Raw genomic sequence first — 19,294 nt, 5'->3', positions numbered from 1 at the left:
ATTAAATGAAAGTTCTTTCATAGTAATGTTGATGGTTATTCAGCCCAATTAGCATAAAGCTTGTTATGCCCGCCACACTTTCAATATAAGCTCCTGCGAGACAATTACTCGATATTCAAAATAGCATATGCAAAACCCTCCTAAAAGTTAAACTTTCAGGAGGGTTTTTACTGAGTATTTTTTAGTTAGCTGCAGCTTCTAATAGTTCTGCCGGAACCTTTACATCATCCACGTTGTCGTAGTGACTATAAACTGCATTGATCGTTTGTTTAACTCGATGGGAATTACCATCAACTTGTACCATTGAGTACGTTGTTGTATCAAGTGTCATTTTGAAATCAGTTACATAGAATGATTTGCTATCAATTCCAATCACAATGTCGAATTTATTAATAAGGGGAAACTCACTGTCCACTACATCTACATCCGTATCGCTACCGTTGTTCGACAGGTACAGTGTTTTTTTAAATTCTTTATATTGTTCTCTCGATAATGACAGCCTTAAGTTATAACCATAGTCAATCGGTTCTAACACAAAATCGTTTTCAAAGTCGTTAAAAAACGCGAGGTCCAGTGTTGGCTGAACATTTTCAATCATCGAACCGAATAATTCGGCAATCGAACCGGACTGCAACTCTTCCCATTCCTTTACTTTCGTATCCTTAATGAAAACACGGTCATCTACTTTATATACTTCCGCATCCCATGGATCCCCATTTATCGGTTGCGGTCGCACTTTTACGTCCTGTTTAACTATTTCTGGTTGTAACGCAGCATCTGAAGTCATTTCATATTTCACGCTATATCTTTCATCAGGTGCTGTTGTTTTCCAAAAATCATCATAAGAGATATGTGTACGCACATTTTTCAATTTAGCAGAGGCATCTTTCGCTTTTTCGAAAACGTCTTGTGCCGTCATCCCCTGTTTCGCTTCCACATTGCCACATGCTGTTAATAAAAGGGCAACTAACCCAAAAACAAATACCTTAAACACTTTATTCACACATAAACACCCTTTCTAGCAATCCAAGTTCATTTTCATAAGCAATCACTCTATTATACCTCTACCCATATTTTGGTGACAACCAAAAAGGTACCGCATGAAAAAGCTTATCCACACGGTACTATTCATTATACTTTATCTTTCACTCGCCGGATAGGAATATCGGCAACGATATCATTCATTACCCAGCTGGCGCAAACAAGACCAGCAACTGATGGAACGAATGCGTTCGATGCAGGTGGCATTTTCGCTTTTCGAATGAAGGCATCAGGTTTACCAACTGTGTCAACAACTTCCGGTCTCACGACAATGGGGCTTTCATCAGAAAAGACCACTGACACTCCTTGATAAATACCTTCTTTTTTAAGTTTGCGGCGAATTACTTTCGCTACCGGATCTGTATGCGTCTTTGAAATATCCGCAATTTGAAAACGGGTCGGATCCATCTTATTAGCAGCACCCATACTCGATATAATTTTTACGTTACGTGCGACACATTCTTTAATCAAATGAATTTTAAAGATGATTGTATCAGATGCATCGATGACATAATCAGGTTTGTAACTGAAAAACTCTTCAGCTGTCTCTTCCGTATAAAACATATGGAGCGAAATCACTTCACACTCTTTATTAATATCAGCAATGCGCTCTTTCATCACTTCTGCTTTAGAACGGCCGACTGTCGACAAATTAGCGATTAGCTGTCTATTAATATTCGTTATGTCAATATCGTCCTTATCGACAAGGATAATCCGTCCAATTCCGCTCCGCGCACATGCTTCTGCCGCAAATGAACCGACTCCTCCAACACCAAGTATCGCGACAGTCATGTCCCGCATACGATTTACACCTTCTGTACCTATGGCTAATTCATTTCTTGAAAATTGATGTAACAATTGAAATTCCGCCTTTCCATCCATTATAAATTTAAATTTTCCCCAATAAAAAACCCCTCCGCACGTAAGTCAGAGGGGTGTATGATCATGTAAGTAACGAATCCCAAATGTGCCGTCTTTGTAGTATCGCTTTGAACCCGCTCTCAGCAGGTGGGTGTCCTATCCGATTCTTTTGAGGTCCCGACTAAAGGCATGTCATCCGACTCGAAATGCGGACTCCCGACGAAAAAATGTTCGGTCAAAACTGATTGGCAAATAACGAACACTTCAGGATTCGTATTACTTGTATAATAACATACATCTTTAGTCAGTTCAACGATTTCACGGAAATAGTTTTTACATTTTTCTAACTTAACTGATTACTGATTACCGTTTACTCTTTGCCATCACTCGAATTCCAAGTTCAGCTAGTTGAGTATCGTCAACGTGATCAGGCGCTGACGTTAACAGGCAGCTTGCACTCGCTGTTTTCGGAAATGCAATAGTGTCGCGCAAGTTCGTCGAACCAGATAACAACATTACAATACGGTCGAGACCGAATGCAATTCCGCCATGCGGAGGTGTTCCATAGTCAAATGCTTCAAGAAGGAATCCGAATTGTTCGTTCGCCTGTTCCTTACTGAATCCAAGTGCTTCGAACATTTTTTCCTGAACATCACGTTTGTAAATCCGTAGTGACCCACCACCAAGTTCATACCCATTTAAAACAAGGTCATAGGCTTGTGCTTTAACTGTCTCAGGGCTTGCTACTAGTTCTTCCACATCTGCTGGCATTGTAAATGGATGATGTGCTGCCTGGTAGCGACGGGCTTCTTCGTTATATTCGAACAGAGGCCATTCAGTTACCCAAAGGAAGTTGAACTTCGATTCGTCAATTAAGTCATGATCTTTGGCAAGCTTAGTACGTAGTGCTCCTAATGTATCTGCGACAACTTTCTTTTTGTCTGCTACAAATAACAATAGATCTCCTACTTCAGCATTCGCTGCAGCTTTTAGTCCTTCGCCCTCTTCTCCTTCGAAGAACTTCGCGATAGGTCCTTTCAGACCTTCGGCATCGACTTTCAACCATGCAAGGCCTTTTGCGCCGTAGACTGCTGCAAACTGGCCAAGTGCGTCGATGTCCTTACGAGAATAGCTATCCGCTACTCCTTTTACATTGATGAGTTTAACTTGCCCACCTGACTCGATTGCTGCCGTAAATACTTTGAATGAAGAATCTTTAACGACGTCAGAGACATCTGTCAGTTCCAATGCAAATCGCGTATCCGGTTTATCTGAACCGAAACGCGCCATTGCTTCGTCATAAGGAAGACGTTTAAATGGAATTTGAACATCGATTCCTTTTACATCTTTCATTACCTTTTGCATCATTCGTTCATTCAATTCAATAATATCTTCAATTGACATGAAACTCATTTCCATATCGATCTGAGTGAACTCCGGCTGGCGATCAGCGCGAAGGTCTTCATCGCGGAAACAACGTGCAATTTGATAATAACGGTCGAATCCGGCTACCATCAGCATTTGTTTGAATAGTTGTGGTGACTGTGGCAGCGCGTAAAATTCGCCTTCGTGAACTCGGCTAGGTACTAGATAGTCGCGTGCGCCTTCAGGTGTAGATTTCGTTAGAATCGGCGTTTCTACTTCGAAAAATCCTTCATCGTCAAGGAAGTTACGGACTGTTTTAGTGATGTCTGAACGCATTTTGAACGTATTCGCAAGTTTTGGACGGCGTAAATCAAGGTATCTATATTTCAGTCTAATTTCTTCATTCACGTCTGTTTCATCTTCAATCATGAACGGCGGGTTTTTCGCCTCATTCACGATGTTCAATTCAGTAACTTGAATTTCAATCGAACCGGTTTTCAATAGCGGATTTTTCTGGCCTTCTGCGCGCTCAACAACTAAACCTGTTAGCTCGATTACGAACTCATTGCGCAGTTTGTCTGCCGTCACGATTGCTTCGCTTGAAAAACTCGGGTTAAATACTGCCTGAACGATTCCTGAACGGTCCCGTACGTCGACGAAAATTAGTCCCCCAAGATCCCTTCTTTTTTGAACCCATCCTTGTAATGTAACCGGTTGTCCGATTACCTCTTCTGTCAATTCACCACTATAATGTGTACGTTTCATTGCCTTCATCCGCCTCTCTTTAGCCAATCAATGTTTCTTTAAGTTTTTGAACCAGTTCAGCAACAGGAACTTTTACTTGCGCCCCGTCAGCCATATTTTTCAATAAAGCAACGCCTTCCGCTACTTCATCTTCACCGATTAGTACGACTGTCCGTGCATTCAATCTATCTGCCGATTTCATTTGCGCTTTCATTTTCCGGTCCATATAATCCATATCCGACCGAATACCAGCTTCTCGAAGTGCACCAAGCAATTTAAAGCCTGGACGACGTGCTGTTTCCCCAAGAGTAACGATATAAACGTCAAGTACTGGCTCAGCTTCAAAAGATTTCCCTTCAGCAGCCATCGCAAGAAGTAAACGCTCAATACTCATCGCAAAACCGATACCTGGTGCAGAAGGTCCACCGATTTCCTCAGCGAGACCATTGTATCTACCACCGCCGCACAAAGTCGTAATCGCTCCGAATCCTTCCGAAGTGCTCATAATTTCAAATGCCGTGTGATTATAATAATCAAGGCCACGCACAAGATTTGCATCGACCTCATAAGAAATCCCTGCATCGTCGAGATAACCTTTTACATCTGCAAAGTATTGAGCAGACGTTTCATTCAAATAGTCAGCTAAGGATGGTGCTGAAGCAATGAGCGGATTGCCTTTATCGACTTTACAATCTAATATGCGTAGTGGATTTTTTTCCAATCTAGATTGACAATCAGAACAGAATTCCCCTATATGCGGATTGAAGTGCGCAATAAGCGCTTCGCGGTGCGCTATTCTGCACTCTGTATCCCCTAGCGAGTTAATAACAAGTTTCAACTTTGTCAATCCCACACGCTTATAAACATCCAGTGCCAACGCAATCACTTCTGCGTCAATCGCAGGATCTGCACTGCCAATTGCTTCTGCTCCAAATTGAACGAATTGACGGTAACGTCCTGCTTGCTGACGCTCATAACGAAACATTGGACCTGTGTAAAAAAGCTTTACAGGCTGATCCGGGTAACCAAACATTTTATTCTCCACGAAAGAGCGTACGACAGCTGCAGTTCCTTCAGGTCGTAGCGTCATTGAACGATCGCCTTTATCCGTAAAGGTATACATCTCTTTTTGAACGACATCAGTTGTCTCACCTACGAGACGTTGAAATAATTCCGTTTGTTCAAATATCGGTGTACGGATTTCTTTATAACGGTAGATATCGCATACTTCGTTAATGATTTTTTCTGCTTGCTGCCATTTCCATGTTTCAGATGGCAAAATATCCTGAGTTCCTCTTGGCACTTTGAAAATCATATAAATTCCCCTTCCTAAATAAGAATTGCAGTCTAAGTACACCACGACCTGTAGCAACTAAGAGGGATGAAGTTCAATCCCTATCCACTACATAACCTACTTCCTGTAGGCACGCCGAAGCCTAGACACGCTTAGTCGGTACACAAAAAAAGACCCCCATCCCTTGCCTATGCAAGGGACGAGAGCCTTTATAGCTTCCGCGGTTCCACCCAAATTGACGCAAAAGTTTGCGCCCACTCTAAAACCGGATAACGGCCGGTTCCGTCTGTACTTACTGAATTAGAAATCGTTCAGCACAGAGCCTCGATGGTGTTATTCATTGTAAATCGCTGTAGGATGGATTTCAGCCACGTCCGTCCCTCTCTTGTCAGTCAATTATACAATTACTTTCCATGTCGTTGGCATAAATATAACACGTACTATCCGTGTGAGTTAAATTGTTAATTAATCATCATCTTAATGATTCTGCGTCATAGTGTCAACCTTTTTCGATTAATTGTAGTTTTTTGTAGTGAAAACTTCTACAATGGACTGTAGGGGGTATGATATTTTGTCAAAAATGAGCAAATGGATGATCGCATTCATACTTTTATTCAGCGTATTCCACGACATTCCAACGACTTACGCTAATACGGAATCAGTCGTCGTTGATGCAAAATCCGTACACATCCGGTCCGGTGCCGGGCTTACTTCTGCTGTAATCGGCTCGCTAAAACAGGGTGATCGGGTAGACGTTATTGCTGTTTCTGGAGACTGGTACCAAATCCAGCATGGCAACAGTTCTGGATGGATTGCATCTTGGCTAACTGCTTCCGCAGATCAAGCTACTGGGACAAGTACCGCAGTCGTTTCACGCGTCAGTCAGTTAAATGTGAGATCCAGTCCTTCCACCAATTCAGCAGTACTTGGTCGGATGGCCGCTGGGGACGAAGCAATTGCCACTGGAAATGATGGTGAATGGACTTCCATTACATTTAACGGCACAAGCGGTTGGGTACATACAGATTATATTACACCGGTGGCAGATCAAACTGAACCACTGACAACCAATCAAGCCGCAACACCCGAGTCATTTACCGTTTCAGTTGAAGCACTCAACGTCAGAAAAAATGCAGACCTTACCTCCAAACGAGTAGGACTCATCCGTCAAGGTGAATCGTATGACGTTAAGGTAGTCAATGGCAATTGGGTACAAATTTCATTAGATGATAACGAATTGGGTTGGGTCTACTCATTCCACGGCACGCTGACATCGAATGGCAACCAGACTTCCGAAAGCTCAAATTTAGGAACGGTTACCATCCTGTCAAATGGGACAAATATCCGTGAAGCCGCTACGACTTCTTCACAGATTGCCGCTCGAGCAGATGCAGGAGAAAAGTTTCCAATTGTTAAACAAGATGGCGACTGGTATGAAATTTCTTTACCGACAGGGGCTTCTGCATTTATTGCTACATGGGTAGTCTCTACGGGCGACGAGGCACTATTGACAGAACCCGTTATGAAAGAATCAATCCCACGTGTTGCCGGCACTTTAAAGGGGCTTACTATCGTGATTGATCCTGGACACGGCGGTAATGACCGCGGCACAACAGGAGCCCGTGGAACAGACGAAAAGGACATTACAATTCTTACTTCTGAATTATTAGCAGCTAAATTAAAAGCTGCAGGCGCGAATGTGATCACAACTCGTGAAACAGACACTTATGTATCGCTGAGAAAACGAGTCGCTATCAGTAATCAGCATGCTGCGGATGCATTCATCAGTCTCCATTATGATGCCAATCCCGATTCTAGCGTAGCGGGCTTTACGACGTATTACTCACACGCACATCAACAAGCGCTAGCTTCTTCGGTTAATGACGGGCTTGCCTCATCAGTGAATTTGCGTAACCGAGGATCACAGTCTGGCGATTTCCTAGTTCTTCGTGAGAATAGGCAAAATGCTATTCTGATTGAACTAGGTTTCCTATCGAATTCTGCTGAGGAACGAACGGTCACAAGCGACATGTTCCGTGAACGTGCGACGCATGGTATATATCAAGGGCTTCTCGACTATTTCAATGCTAATTAACTAGAAATGTTGAGATAAAGAATCCCATTGAATTCGTTACGGCGCTCGGGGATGCCTTCGCTTAGTTTGTATAGAATACAATCACTAGTAGTATGAAGAAAAATGCGTGGTGCCAGTTACTGACACCACGCACTGATTAGAAAAAGACATACCAAACACTCTCCAAAAACATAAAGGACCTTCCCAGGTATTGAGGAAGGTCCTTTTCCATGTCATTTCGAGTCTAGAATAATCGTTACAGGCCCATCGTTAATGAGCTCGACATCCATCATTGCGCCAAAAACACCGGTTTGAACTTTCAAGCCTTCTTCTACTAATTTTTGGTTGAAGAATTCCCAAAGCGGTTTTGCCTGTTCGGGTCTTGCCGCTTCAATGAAACTTGGGCGACGTCCTTTTTTCACGTCTCCGAACAAAGTAAACTGGGATACTGAAAGAATATCCCCCCCTACCTCAAGGATTGAATGGTTCATCTTCCCCTCCGTATCTTCCCATAAACGAAGGCCTGCAATTTTCTTCGCAAGATAAGCAGCGTCTTCTTCGCTATCCGAGTGAGTTACACCAACAAGGAGCACGTATCCCTTATCAATTGAACCCGTTGTCTCCCCATCGACGCGGACAGCAGCTGGACCCGATCGTTGCAACACAACTTTCATCTGTTACACCTTCCAATCAATTAATGACACGTTCTACAGAATAGATATCGCGGATTTGTTTAATCCGATCAACAATTCTTTGCAAATGTGCAATATCCATAATTTTAATCGTCATATGAATGCGGGCGATTTTGTCTCGGTCCGCTTTGCCACTGACCGCAACCATCGGCGTTTTCGTATCGGCGACAACCATCATCACTTCATTCAACAACCCTTGTCGATCAAAAGCTGACACTTCTATATCAACCAGGAACTCTTTCCTTGAACTAGAAGGCCCTATCGCCCATTCGACGTCGATAATTCGATCATGCTCATCATCTTCGACCACAATATTAGGGCAGTCGGTACGATGGACGGAAACACCGCGACCTTTTGTGATGAATCCTACAATCTCATCACCTGGGACTGGATTACAACACTTCGATAACCTAATTAGCAAATTGTCGATCCCTTTAACAATAACACCTGATTCAGTCATTTTTTCCGGTTGAGGGGATTTCATGTCTGAAACGATTTTGTCAATTGTATCTTGTTGTTCACGTACTTTCCGTAACTTTTCAGCAAGACGATTAACTACCTGCTGAGCGGTTATACCATTGAACCCAACAGCTCCATACATATCATCTTCGGAAGTGAAGCTGAATTTTTCGATTGTGCGTTTAATATTTTCCTGTGTTAGTACTTCTTTCACATCAAACTCTTGTGATTTTATTTCTTTTTCAATCATTTCTCGGCCTTTTAGGATGTTTTCTTCCCGGAGTTGTTTCTTGAAAAACTGCCGGATTTTATTTTTCGCCTGCGATGTATTGGCAAGTTTTAACCAATCACGGCTTGGTCCAAGCGATTGCTTCGATGTCAAAATTTCAATAATATCTCCCGTAAACAATTCTGTATCAAGCGGGACCATTTTTCCATTCACTTTTGCACCTATTGTCCGATTCCCAATTTCTGAGTGGACACGGTAGGCAAAATCGATGGGGACTGAACTTGCCGGCAGTTCAATAACGTCTCCGTCCGGCGTAAAGACATAGACCATATCCGAGAATAAATCGAATTTAAGTGATTCCATAAATTCTTCAGCGTTAGATGATTCGTTTTGAAATTCGAGTATCTCTCTGAACCAAGTCAATTTCGAATCAATATTACTTGGGGTTTCGGCTACCGTTTTTCCTTCTTTATAGGCCCAGTGTGCTGCAACTCCGAATTCAGCAATTTTGTGCATCTCTTCGGTCCGAATTTGTACCTCAAGCGGATCGCCAGCCGGCCCTACTACGGTCGTATGCAACGACTGATACAGATTCTGTTTTGGCATCGCAATATAATCTTTGAATCTGCCAGGCATCGGCTTCCATAATGTGTGAATGATACCAAGAACCGCATAGCAATCTTTAATACTTGAAACGAGAATTCTGACAGCCAGAAGGTCATAAATCTCATTGAATTCTTTCTTTTGGATAACCATCTTGCGGTAAATTGAATACAGATGTTTTGGACGTCCTGAAAGATCAGCGTCAATTTCCATCTCTCCAATTTCCGTCTTGATTTGCTCCATAACGTTTACTAAATAGTTTTCTCGTTCGACGCGTTTGCGCTTCATCATATTGACAATTCGATAATATTGCTGTGGGTTTAAATAACGTAATGCTGTATCTTCTAACTCCCATTTGATAGCTGAAATACCTAAACGATGGGCAAGTGGTGCGAAGATTTCCAGCGTTTCAGCCGCAACCCGGCGCTGTTTTTCTTCCGGGACATGTTTTAACGTTCGCATATTATGGAGCCGGTCCGCTAATTTAATAAGTATGACACGGATATCCTGAGCCATTGCTACGAACATTTTACGATGATTTTCTGCCTGTTTCTCTTCTTTGGATTTATATTGTAATTTTTCGAGTTTCGTCACACCATCGACAAGCATTGCCACTTCTTCTCCAAAATCTCGGATGATGTCGTCCCTGCTGATGTCTGTATCTTCCACAACGTCGTGTAGAAACCCAGCTGCAACTGTCGAAGGGTCCATTTCCAATTCGGCAAGAATACCCGCTACTTGGACAGGGTGAATAATATATACCTCACCTGAACTTCTATGCTGTCCTTCGTGTGCAGTTTTCGCTGCCTCATATGCTTTTTTGACGAACTCAACATGTTCTTCATTCATATAAGAGGCAACAAGTGTGAATATTTCTTCCGCCGTCATGTCACGATTTTTCGCCATACGATTACCCCTTCCGACTTTATCCGCAAAAATGATTGTATTACCTATTGTATGTATAAATACATGCTCGTGTAAAGGGTTAGTATATGGTAAAGTGGTTCGCACCTTCATTCTGAACATATGAAAAGATCCCCCGCTTATTATCGCGGAGGACCTTTTTCAATATGTGATCAGTGAACGCATGTCATAACCTTGCAATTTTTCACGACCGCTTAAATACGATAACTCTATGATAAACGCACAGCCCGCAACAACTCCGCCTAGTTTTTCAACTAGCTCGACTGTCGCTCCCACCGTACCGCCTGTCGCAAGAAGATCATCGACAATCAATACACGTTGACCAGGCTTTATGGCATCTTTGTGAATTGTTAATGTATCTTTTCCATATTCAAGATCATATTCGACTTCAATTGTTTCTCTTGGCAACTTTCCGGGTTTACGGACAGGAGCAAATCCTACTTCCAGTGCATAGGCAACTGGGCAACCAATGATAAATCCACGCGCTTCAGGGCCAACAATTATATCAGTATTAACCTCTTTCGCAAACTTAACAATTTCATCTGTTGCAAATTTATAAGCTTGACCATTATCCATGATTGTTGAAATATCCTTAAAGCTGATTCCCTTTTTCGGATAATCCGGTACAATCGTCACATATTCTTTCAAATCCATTAGTGTTCCTCCCTGTCGACAATTCCATTTCGCACAGTATCGAACCATTGTTTCAATTCCATATAAGGCGCATATAGCAGTCTTTTCTCAAGCTCAATTTGACGTTCGCGCTCTTTATAAGCTGGTGCTTCCGTCAAATCGCGTTTACCGGCTGTTTCCTGAACGGAAACAAAACCATCTTCAATCTTAACAAATCCAAGCTCAGAAAACACCTTTGACATGAAATAAACCGTATCTTTTTTCCATGCTTTATGTTTTGTGAGCTGAGCACCGTTCGTAACGAAGTCAAATTTCTCACGTTTTTTCAAGAAACTGTAATACCAGCCAAACTGCTCACGATCAGGAATCCCATCAAAATACCTTGATTCGGAAGCATGGAAATGTGCATAGACGCGGTCAGGATGGACAGAACCTACAAGTTCTTCAAGTTGGATAACATCATCCGGTATATCTAGAAGGACGAGATTTTCAGCCTTCGCTATTGCTTCTTGTCCAAATAGAGTAATATCAATCCCCTTCATGGATGATTGAAAATGTGTCACCGTTTGTTCATGGAAAGCAACAAACACTGTATCGTCTAACGGAATGGTTGGTAGCCATCTTGTTGCTTCGCGTACGCCGCGCAAATCGAACAGTTGCCAATCATCAGAACGGATATCGCTGATTAATAACTGCGGCTTCTTATTACCGTTCCATTCATTCACCTGCAAATCGCCCGTAACCGACAACTTTACACCCGGTGTCAGTTGGTCCGCAATAGGACCCAGTCCGAATCCAATGGCATCAAGTGAAACATCCTCATCCGCTAATTCCAGCTTCATATGATTCTTTGCCGCACCAATTTTCCGCACAGTCGTGGCTGTAATATCTTCGATCATATAAACAGGCTTTTCAAAAGCCATTCCAAATGGACGCAGCAGTTCCAATGATTCCAAAACGCTAACATCAATTTCACTAATTGACAACGGAACATCGATACGAACTTCAGGCGTCAACATTTCTTCAGTCAACACCTCAACTGCCTGTTTATTCAGGTTTTCACGTAGCGTAACAACGTCTGTCACTGCAAGAGACATTCCCGCCGCCATCTGATGACCTCCAAAGTGAGGTAGAAGCTGTGCATTTTTGGTTAGTTCGGCAAACATATCAAAACCAGCAATACTTCTTGCAGATCCTTTCGCAATTCCTGTTTCCCTGTCAATCGACAAGACAATTGACGGACGGTAATATTTCTCAGTTAATCTTGACGCTACGATTCCCACCACACCAGAATTCCAGCCTTCTCCTCCGATAACGAAGACGAGCGGAACTGTATCACCATACATTTTTAATATCATGTCTTCCGCTTCTTTAGCTATTTCAGCTACAATCGCTTGTCGTTCCTTATTCAGCGTGTCAAGTTCTTTTGCCAATGTTGTCGCCAGCGTCGCGTCTTCTGTTTTCAATAGTTGAACTGCCGGGGTAGCATCGCCTAGACGCCCAGCTGCGTTCAAACGAGGCCCAATCATAAATCCGATTGACTCCTCTGAAAGTGTTGCTTGTTCAGTGCTAGCGATGCGTGCGAGCGCCTGGATTGCAGGACGTTTTGAAACACGCATCTGCCTGATGCCCTCTTTGACGAAATATCTGTTTTCATCGCGAAGCGGAACTAAATCTGCAACTGTCCCGATAGCAACAAGTTCAAATAAGTCTTCCGGAACATCTTCAAGTAATGCGCACGCAAGTTTGAATGCTACACCAACCCCAGCAAGCTCTCCGAACGGATACTCCCCTTCTGGATGTCGAGGATGGATGATGGCATCTGCTGCTGGTAACACTTCTCCGATTTCATGGTGGTCTGTAATGATGATGTCCATTCCGAGTGATTTCGCATATGCAATTTCATCAACACCCGAAATGCCATTGTCGACAGTAATAATAAGCGAGGCCCCTTTTTCGTATAGCTCCAAAAAAAGGTCTTTATTCGGTCCATAGCCGTGCTGGAACCGATTGGGTATCGCATAGAACACATCTGCACCCATTCGCTCCAAAGCCGTTGTAAGGACCGTCACACTCGTCACACCATCACCGTCATAATCGCCATAAACAGCAATTTTTTTATCTGAAGCGATTGCTGTTGTTATGAGCGACACCGCTTTGTCCATATCATATAGTAAAAAAGGGTCATGCATGCTAGATGCATCCATATGTAAAAAATCTTTTGCCACTCCGGAATCTATTATTCCCCTTGAAGTAAGTATTTTTGCCTGGACAGATGAAATACCGAGATCCTTTATCAACATTGCTACAATTTCTTCATCCGGCCGTTCCACTTTCCATCTTTTCATTGATTCGATCAAATTCCTTCACATCCTTACATTCATTATAACGGATGGGCTCCGACTCTAAAAGAAAAGACTGCTAAAATTCCCTGAAGTAGAAGTCTGCACTAAATTCGTTAACAAAAAAGAGCATCTTCCCTGTATTAATAGCTGGAAGACGCTCTTTGCTTATACATTTTTATTTTCGATAATTACTTCATCATTGGATGGTAAGGCTGTGTACTTTTGCAGTTCCGCAATTTCATTCTGTTGTGCTGCAATTGTAAGCTCTTTGGTGGTCATTTCTTTCATAAGTTCTTTTATGCGGCGGCTTGATTGAAATGACAGGAACATCGCGACAAACCCGCTGACTACAGCACCAAGAAGAGCTGCACCTAAAATAACAAGAACGAGTGGCCACTGTGCTTTGCCAAACACATAATTGACTTGTACCGCGTCAACATTAAAGACAGCAAAGATGGCGATAATAATGGCGAATAATAGACCTAGCAACAAATTCCATTGAAACTTCATATAGTTTTCCCCTTTCATTAAGAAAAAAATAGAACAGAGTATACATAAAGTATACCCTGTTCCATGAATAACCGAAACTTATCATAATAGGTGTTAAACGATAGGTTCGTCTGAACCCCATTGTTTCTTCTTGTCTTCGACTTTAATGGCACCTTTTTCATTGATTTCACGTTTCTTCAGATCAAACCAGATTTGAGCTGAGATGAAAATCGATGAATAAGTTCCCGCAAACAATCCAATTAGAAGTGCGATTGAGAATGTCCGGATTGATTCTGCACCGAATAGCATAAGCGCTACTACGACAATGATAACAGTGAGTACCGTATTTACAGAACGTCCAAGTGTCTGACGCAATGATTTGTTAACGATATCCGCCAGTTCTGCTACATCATCGATACGACCTCGATGGTTGATATTTTCCCGTATCCGGTCAAATGTCACAATCGTGTCATTGATGGAATAACCAACAATCGTCAACACGGCGGCGATGAAGGTGATGTCGACTTCTAGACGCAAAAGACTAATTGCTGCTACCATAAAGAACACATCGTGGAGAAGTCCGACGATGGTCGCGACCCCCATACGCCATTCGAAACGAAGTGCAACGTAAATAACGATACCAAGCATGGCAATAAGCAATGCTTTAATGGCGTTTTTCGCAAGTTCCTTACCAACTGTTGGTGAAACAGTTGATATATTTGGATCTTCGCCATACTCTTTTGCAAGATCAGCTTTAAATTTGTTGACTTCTTCTTGTTTAAACTCATCTACGTAACGCATGACAGCCATATTCCCCGTATCGCCAGAAATAACGATATCAGTTGAAGGGTGCCCGATTTCATCTAGATAAGTAGATATTTCATCTTTCGTCACTGGATGGTCTGCAAGCACTTCAACACGTGTACCACTCGAGAAATCAATACCGAGGTTCAGCTTGAAGATTCCAAGCGCAATGACACCACTAATTAGCAATACTGCTGAAATGGCATAGAATTTTTTGCGCGAAGCTACGAAATCGAAACGATCAAATTTCGTTGTCAGTTCCAATGTTTCAATATTTTCTTCGGGTGCATGAACCCTACTTTTCGGAATGCCGAACCATGCTGTTTTCCCATCAAACACACCACTATCGACGAGAAGACCCAAGAGTATACGAGAGCCCCATACAGCCGTCAAGAAGCTGGCTAGAATACTGATGATAAGGATTGTTGCGAAGCCTTTCACTGAGCTTGTCCCGAATATAAACAGGACAACTGCTGCAAGAAGCGTCGTGATATTAGCATCTAGAATGGCGGTGAAAGAATTTTTCGCTCCTGCCATAAACGATGTCTTGATAGATTTACCAACACGTAATTCTTCTCGTATCCGTTCATACATCAAGATATTCGCATCGACTGCCATTCCAACCCCGAGCATGAGTGCCGCAATACCAGGCAGCGTAAGCACACCATTAATCAGCGTGAAGACGAGCAAAATGATGAAAATATAAACCGACAATGTAATAACTGCCACAAAACCTGGCAGGCGGTAATACACAAGCATGAATAGGAAGATAAGCGAGATACCGATTACTCCCGCAAAAATTGTCTTGTTAAGCGCTTGTTCACCGAACTGCGCGCCGACTGATGTCGAGTAGACTTCCTTAAGATTAACAGGTAATGCACCTGCGTTTAATATTCCAGCAAGATTTTTCGTCTCTTCTAAAGAGAATGATCCCGATATTTCAACGTCTGATGAGTTAATCGGGTTTGCCACATAGGGTGCGGAAACGAATTTAGGTTTTTCTTTCGTTACTTCCGCTCTAAATGAATCTTCACCTTCTATGAAGTCTAACCAGATGACCATTACGTTCTCTGGTTTTTTTTGTGAGATTGATGTTGTCACTTCACCGAATTTAGTCGGTGATTTCATTTCAAGCGTAACAACCGGGTTACCATTTTCGCCAAAGTTAGCCTTGGCCTTCCCCTCTTTCAAGTCGTTTCCGTCTAGAAGGAGATTGTCATCGGCATCCCTGAACGTCAAATTTGCCTGAGTCGAAAGTAGCTCCCTAGCTGATTCTTGGTCCTCGACTCCCGCAAGTTGCACGCGAATCCGGTTACCCGACTCGATTTGGATACTTGGTTCACTTACCCCAAGTACGTCAACCCGATTTCTTAGTGCATTCGCTGTATCTTTAACCATTTCTTCTGTTATATCTGGGGCGCCGTCTTTCAAAGGTTCAACTTGATAAAGGACTTCAAAGCCGCCCTGTAAATCTAGACCCAGTTTTACATCGTTCACTACCGGTTTCGCAGTCGTTCCAATCGTCAAGCCAAACACGACGATTAATAATAGAAACGCTACGATCCGTCCTCTTCTTTTCATAATCCAATTTCCCCCTCTAAATATGGAGTGCAACTGTACGACATTTATCTATGTACATACTCCGAGAATAGCGACAGCGCCCCGCAACAACTAGGCGCTGAATACTACACAATTATAAAAACACAATATGTCTATTATGAAACACAGTCATTCATGTGTCAAATTGTCACGTTTGACTCTATCATAACTCACTTTTCGATTTATGTGGTGTCAGTAAGATTTGAAGTTCTTCACTGTTCAAGTCGGTAAACCAGTTTGCACCACGTTGTTCTTCAATCTGTGTAAACGTCATATATTCTGCTGGTGAGATTTTGAGGATTCCATTTGCAATTTCATGCATCCCCATGTCCTCGATATTTTTTTTACGCCATTTCTTCTGGACGCAAAATGTCCAAATGTCCTCTTCGGTTACTGTTGTATAGCCGTACAGATGAAATTCAGTCTTTTTGCTTTCAATTGCAGGCAGCATATGTGTGAACAGTTGTCCGAATCGTCTTGGCATCTTTTCCATCCCTTTCCTGGACAGTCGTAAGTATGGATATTTCTGCATAGGTTTAGTGTATACGAAATGACCGGAATTGAGAAGGAGTTGTTTAAATTGTCTTCATTCATCCGCGGAACTGTCGTACTGATGGTTGCCGTCTTCCTAACCAAGCTTTTAGGATTCGTCTTCCGGATTCAATTCATGCGGATTGCAGGCGAAGAGGCGGTCGGCATCTACATGACCGCTTATCCCGCTTTTATCTTTTTCCTGTCACTTGTTCAGCTTGGTGTACCGATTGCCATAGCCAAAGTGATTGCCGAACTCGAAGCGAAAGGGCAATCCGTAAAAATCCCTTCTCTTATGAAGACAGCTTCCTTCATCACTATCTTGACGGCAGTAGTATTCATTCCAGCTTCTATTTTGTTCGTTCCCTACTTAGCTGAAACACTTCTCGGTAATTCTGCTTCATCCACCACACTGTATGTCGGAATCGCAATCGTACCTATCGCTGCTATAGGGGGATTGATCCGCGGATATTTCCAAGGTATCGCACGAATCGAAGAAACCGCATGGTCACAAATCATAGAACAAATATGCCGTATCACGTTAATCACATGGCTATTACCACATCTCCTCGTAGCTGATAATACAGCACTGAGTGCCGCTTATGCGATGGGCGTTACGCTTCTTGCGGAAATGCTATCCGTCCTTTATTTGTTGTTCAAATATAGTCAACAAAAGAAGCGAATACCAAAACAGCAGGAGAAACTCAAGCGCTATCCAATGGAACCTTTGCTAGCCATCGCTTTGCCATCGTCTGGTAGCCGCCTATTCGGTACGTTCACTTGGTTCCTTGAGCCGATTATCTTCCTCCGAGCACTCGCATTTTCAGGTGTTTCAGCTGTAGCTGCCACAACGTTGTACGGCATTGTATCCGGTGTCCTTGTCCCGTTGCTCCTATTTCCGGCGTTCATCCCATATGCCTTGTCTGTTGTCCTAGTGCCCGCCGTAAGCGGAGCAGTCGCATCAAATAATACGAGAAAACTGAAAGAACGAATTCATCTATCGCTCCGCCTGTCCGCTTTAACAGGTACGTTTGCAGCAACTGTGTTTTTCATTCACGGTGAGGATTTGGCAGTAAAGTTATTCCATGTCACCCAGGGTGCTTCCTATATGGCGTTACTTGCTCCAGTTTTTTTCTTTTATTATATCCAAGGCCCGCTCTATTCAATTTTACAAGCAACGGGCGATGCCAAGGCAGGGATGATGAACTCCGTATATGGTGGTATTGCTAAACTGGCGGTCATGTTCATCCTCGCTTCCCAGCCTGGTTTACAGGTGACAGGGGCAGTCCTTGCGATCGGCTTTGGCGTGCTTATTACATCATTCCTTCATATAGCAACACTTCGGAAAAACAAATCGACCGCTTCCGGCTTCACCATATTTGCTCTGCCTTATGCTTCATTTATCATGACCTGTATTATGCGACCAATCTTCATCCCAATTGGAGATTTTGGTTTATTCACAGAATGTGCAATCACAAGTGTTTTCCTTCTTGTGATACTTATTTTGACGGGTCAAGTTAAAAAAAGTGATCTGTTTCTGTTCAGGAGACTACTGAAAAGTCATTGATAACTCTCTTTCAACTGAAACTTCAGTCCATCATTTTCAAATGAACAATAGAAAATCTGTTCAACATCATTTATTCCGAGGTTCAGTAGTTCTTCTAAAAGCCACTCTTCGGTTTTATCGATAAGTTCAAGATGTTTACCTTGGATAACACCATCGGAAATAAGCGAAAGTACAGGTTGGATACTGTCGTGTTTAAAGACGGACAAATTTCCTGATGGTTCCAAATAAGCGAATGAGACTTCATGAACAGAGCCAATCTGTTGTTCACGAAGTTGCTGAAATAAATCGTCAAGATTATAACGTTGTTTCCGCATTTCATGCTCAATTATTTTACCGTGCCTAATAATAAGTGTTGGTTCACCATCGACAATATCTCTAAACCTCTTACTTCTCATTGAAAAATAAGAAGAAACGACTTGAATGACGAGTAAAATAAGCATCGGTATGACGGATTGAATCAGATCTTTGTCGGGGGAATCGAGTGCAAATGCAGCAACCTCTGCCATAAAGACGAAGACCACAACATCGATTACACCCAGCTCGCCGACTTCTCGTTTACCCATAATCCGTAAGATGATCAAGATGAGCACATAAAGAAATACCGTCCTAAAACCGATAATTAATAAATCGTTCATAAAGATCTACCCCTTTTACGAAAGGATGCCCTTTACACTTCTGCTTATATACACGTTAAGTACGGAAAAAGAGGCGATTGCCTGAATGGGATATTTCCCACTCAGCCAATCGCCTCTTCAAATTCTTACAATACTTAAATTGATTCTGTTACACGTCCAACAGCTTGTCTATCGAACTGAAGTGTCGTGCCTTCAGAAACTTTAAGAAAAACCGATGAATCATCTACAGCGTCAATCGTGCCGTGAATGCCACCAATTGTGATGACCTTATCTCCACGTTTCAAATCTCCTTGCATCTGCTTCGTCGCTTTCTGTTTCTTTTGCGCCGGTCTGATTAGCAAGAACCACATCACTGCGAACATCGCAACGAATGGCAATAGTTGTGTTAATGAACCCATATATATA

At 42.6% G+C, this 19,294-nt stretch carries 15 protein-coding genes, 1 other RNA gene and 1 other annotated feature; of the genes, 2 read left to right on the top strand and 14 right to left on the bottom strand.

Going from position 1 to position 19,294, the window contains the following annotated elements; genetic code table 11:
* Positions 1 to 181 precede the first annotated feature (181 nt).
* The 5 genes from ACGLYD_RS05900 to hisS all read right to left on the bottom strand — a co-directional run bounded on the left by ACGLYD_RS05900 (position 182) and on the right by hisS (position 5,326).
* A complete protein-coding gene (locus tag ACGLYD_RS05900) occupies positions 182 to 1,003 on the bottom strand; it encodes a DUF6612 family protein (protein ID WP_399631874.1) in 822 nt (273 codons plus the stop codon).
* Between the two features lie 128 nt (positions 1,004 to 1,131).
* On the bottom strand, positions 1,132 to 1,899 hold the full coding sequence (locus ACGLYD_RS05895; protein WP_067213910.1) for a ThiF family adenylyltransferase: 768 nt from the start codon (positions 1,897 to 1,899) through the stop codon (positions 1,132 to 1,134).
* Positions 1,900 to 1,995: 96 nt separating this feature from the next.
* Positions 1,996 to 2,176: non-coding RNA, 6S RNA (gene ssrS / locus ACGLYD_RS05890), on the bottom strand.
* An 89-nt stretch (positions 2,177 to 2,265) separates the two neighbouring features.
* Positions 2,266 to 4,032 carry an aspartate--tRNA ligase gene (gene aspS, locus ACGLYD_RS05885; protein WP_067208224.1) on the bottom strand — a complete coding sequence of 589 codons (1,767 nt, stop codon included), beginning with the start codon at positions 4,030 to 4,032 and terminating at the stop codon, positions 2,266 to 2,268.
* Between the two features lie 19 nt (positions 4,033 to 4,051).
* The gene (hisS, locus tag ACGLYD_RS05880; protein WP_067208221.1) at positions 4,052 to 5,326 is read right to left on the bottom strand and encodes a histidine--tRNA ligase; all 1,275 of its coding nucleotides are present in this window, start codon (positions 5,324 to 5,326) and stop codon (positions 4,052 to 4,054) included.
* A 171-nt stretch (positions 5,327 to 5,497) separates the two neighbouring features.
* Positions 5,498 to 5,734 (bottom strand) — a binding site (T-box leader).
* Positions 5,735 to 5,885: 151 nt separating this feature from the next.
* Here hisS and ACGLYD_RS05875 point away from each other — a divergent pair.
* Entirely contained in the window at positions 5,886 to 7,400 is a 1,515-nt protein-coding gene (locus ACGLYD_RS05875) for an N-acetylmuramoyl-L-alanine amidase (RefSeq protein WP_399633123.1), read from the top strand.
* 212 nt (positions 7,401 to 7,612) lie between these two features.
* Here ACGLYD_RS05875 and dtd read toward each other — a convergent pair whose 3' ends face one another.
* From dtd to ACGLYD_RS05840, 7 genes are all read right to left on the bottom strand, one after another.
* Positions 7,613 to 8,053, bottom strand: coding sequence for a D-aminoacyl-tRNA deacylase (gene dtd / locus ACGLYD_RS05870; protein ID WP_399631870.1), 441 nt, complete (start codon positions 8,051 to 8,053; stop codon positions 7,613 to 7,615).
* Positions 8,054 to 8,069: 16 nt separating this feature from the next.
* Positions 8,070 to 10,268, bottom strand: coding sequence for a bifunctional (p)ppGpp synthetase/guanosine-3',5'-bis(diphosphate) 3'-pyrophosphohydrolase (locus tag ACGLYD_RS05865; RefSeq protein WP_067208213.1), 2,199 nt, complete (start codon positions 10,266 to 10,268; stop codon positions 8,070 to 8,072).
* A gap of 159 nt (positions 10,269 to 10,427) precedes the next feature.
* Positions 10,428 to 10,940, bottom strand: a complete 513-nt coding sequence (locus ACGLYD_RS05860; protein WP_067208211.1) for an adenine phosphoribosyltransferase — start codon at positions 10,938 to 10,940, stop codon at positions 10,428 to 10,430.
* On the bottom strand, positions 10,940 to 13,279 hold the full coding sequence (gene recJ / locus ACGLYD_RS05855; protein ID WP_399631867.1) for a single-stranded-DNA-specific exonuclease RecJ: 2,340 nt from the start codon (positions 13,277 to 13,279) through the stop codon (positions 10,940 to 10,942). The genes ACGLYD_RS05860 and recJ overlap by 1 nt, the downstream gene beginning before the upstream one ends.
* Before the next feature lie 150 nt (positions 13,280 to 13,429).
* Positions 13,430 to 13,774, bottom strand: a complete 345-nt coding sequence (locus ACGLYD_RS05850) for a lipopolysaccharide assembly LapA domain-containing protein (RefSeq protein ID WP_067208205.1) — start codon at positions 13,772 to 13,774, stop codon at positions 13,430 to 13,432.
* 93 nt (positions 13,775 to 13,867) lie between these two features.
* Positions 13,868 to 16,138 (bottom strand): protein translocase subunit SecDF, encoded by a 2,271-nt coding sequence (secDF, locus tag ACGLYD_RS05845; protein ID WP_067208203.1) that lies wholly within the window; start codon positions 16,136 to 16,138, stop codon positions 13,868 to 13,870.
* Between the two features lie 181 nt (positions 16,139 to 16,319).
* Positions 16,320 to 16,640, bottom strand: a complete 321-nt coding sequence (locus ACGLYD_RS05840; protein ID WP_067208200.1) for a post-transcriptional regulator — start codon at positions 16,638 to 16,640, stop codon at positions 16,320 to 16,322.
* Positions 16,641 to 16,736: 96 nt separating this feature from the next.
* Here ACGLYD_RS05840 and ACGLYD_RS05835 point away from each other — a divergent pair, with 96 nt between their 5' ends.
* Positions 16,737 to 18,254, top strand: coding sequence for an oligosaccharide flippase family protein (locus ACGLYD_RS05835; protein WP_354314538.1), 1,518 nt, complete (start codon positions 16,737 to 16,739; stop codon positions 18,252 to 18,254).
* Here the strand turns inward: ACGLYD_RS05835 and ACGLYD_RS05830 are convergent.
* Both ACGLYD_RS05830 and yajC read right to left on the bottom strand, forming a co-directional pair.
* Complete coding sequence (locus ACGLYD_RS05830; protein WP_067208196.1) at positions 18,248 to 18,889, bottom strand: DUF421 domain-containing protein; 642 nt, start codon at positions 18,887 to 18,889, stop codon at positions 18,248 to 18,250. The two genes, ACGLYD_RS05835 and ACGLYD_RS05830, sit on opposite strands and share 7 nt — an antisense overlap.
* A gap of 134 nt (positions 18,890 to 19,023) precedes the next feature.
* Positions 19,024 to 19,287: a preprotein translocase subunit YajC gene (gene yajC, locus ACGLYD_RS05825; RefSeq protein WP_067208193.1), complete on the bottom strand. Its 264-nt coding sequence runs from the start codon at positions 19,285 to 19,287 to the stop codon at positions 19,024 to 19,026.
* Between the last annotated feature and the right edge of the window lie 7 nt (positions 19,288 to 19,294).

The sequence above is a fragment of the Sporosarcina sp. SG10008 genome (assembly GCF_044569405.1).
GTDB lineage: Bacteria > Bacillota > Bacilli > Bacillales_A > Planococcaceae > Sporosarcina > Sporosarcina psychrophila.
This window is presented reverse-complemented; position numbering and strand designations above follow the sequence as displayed.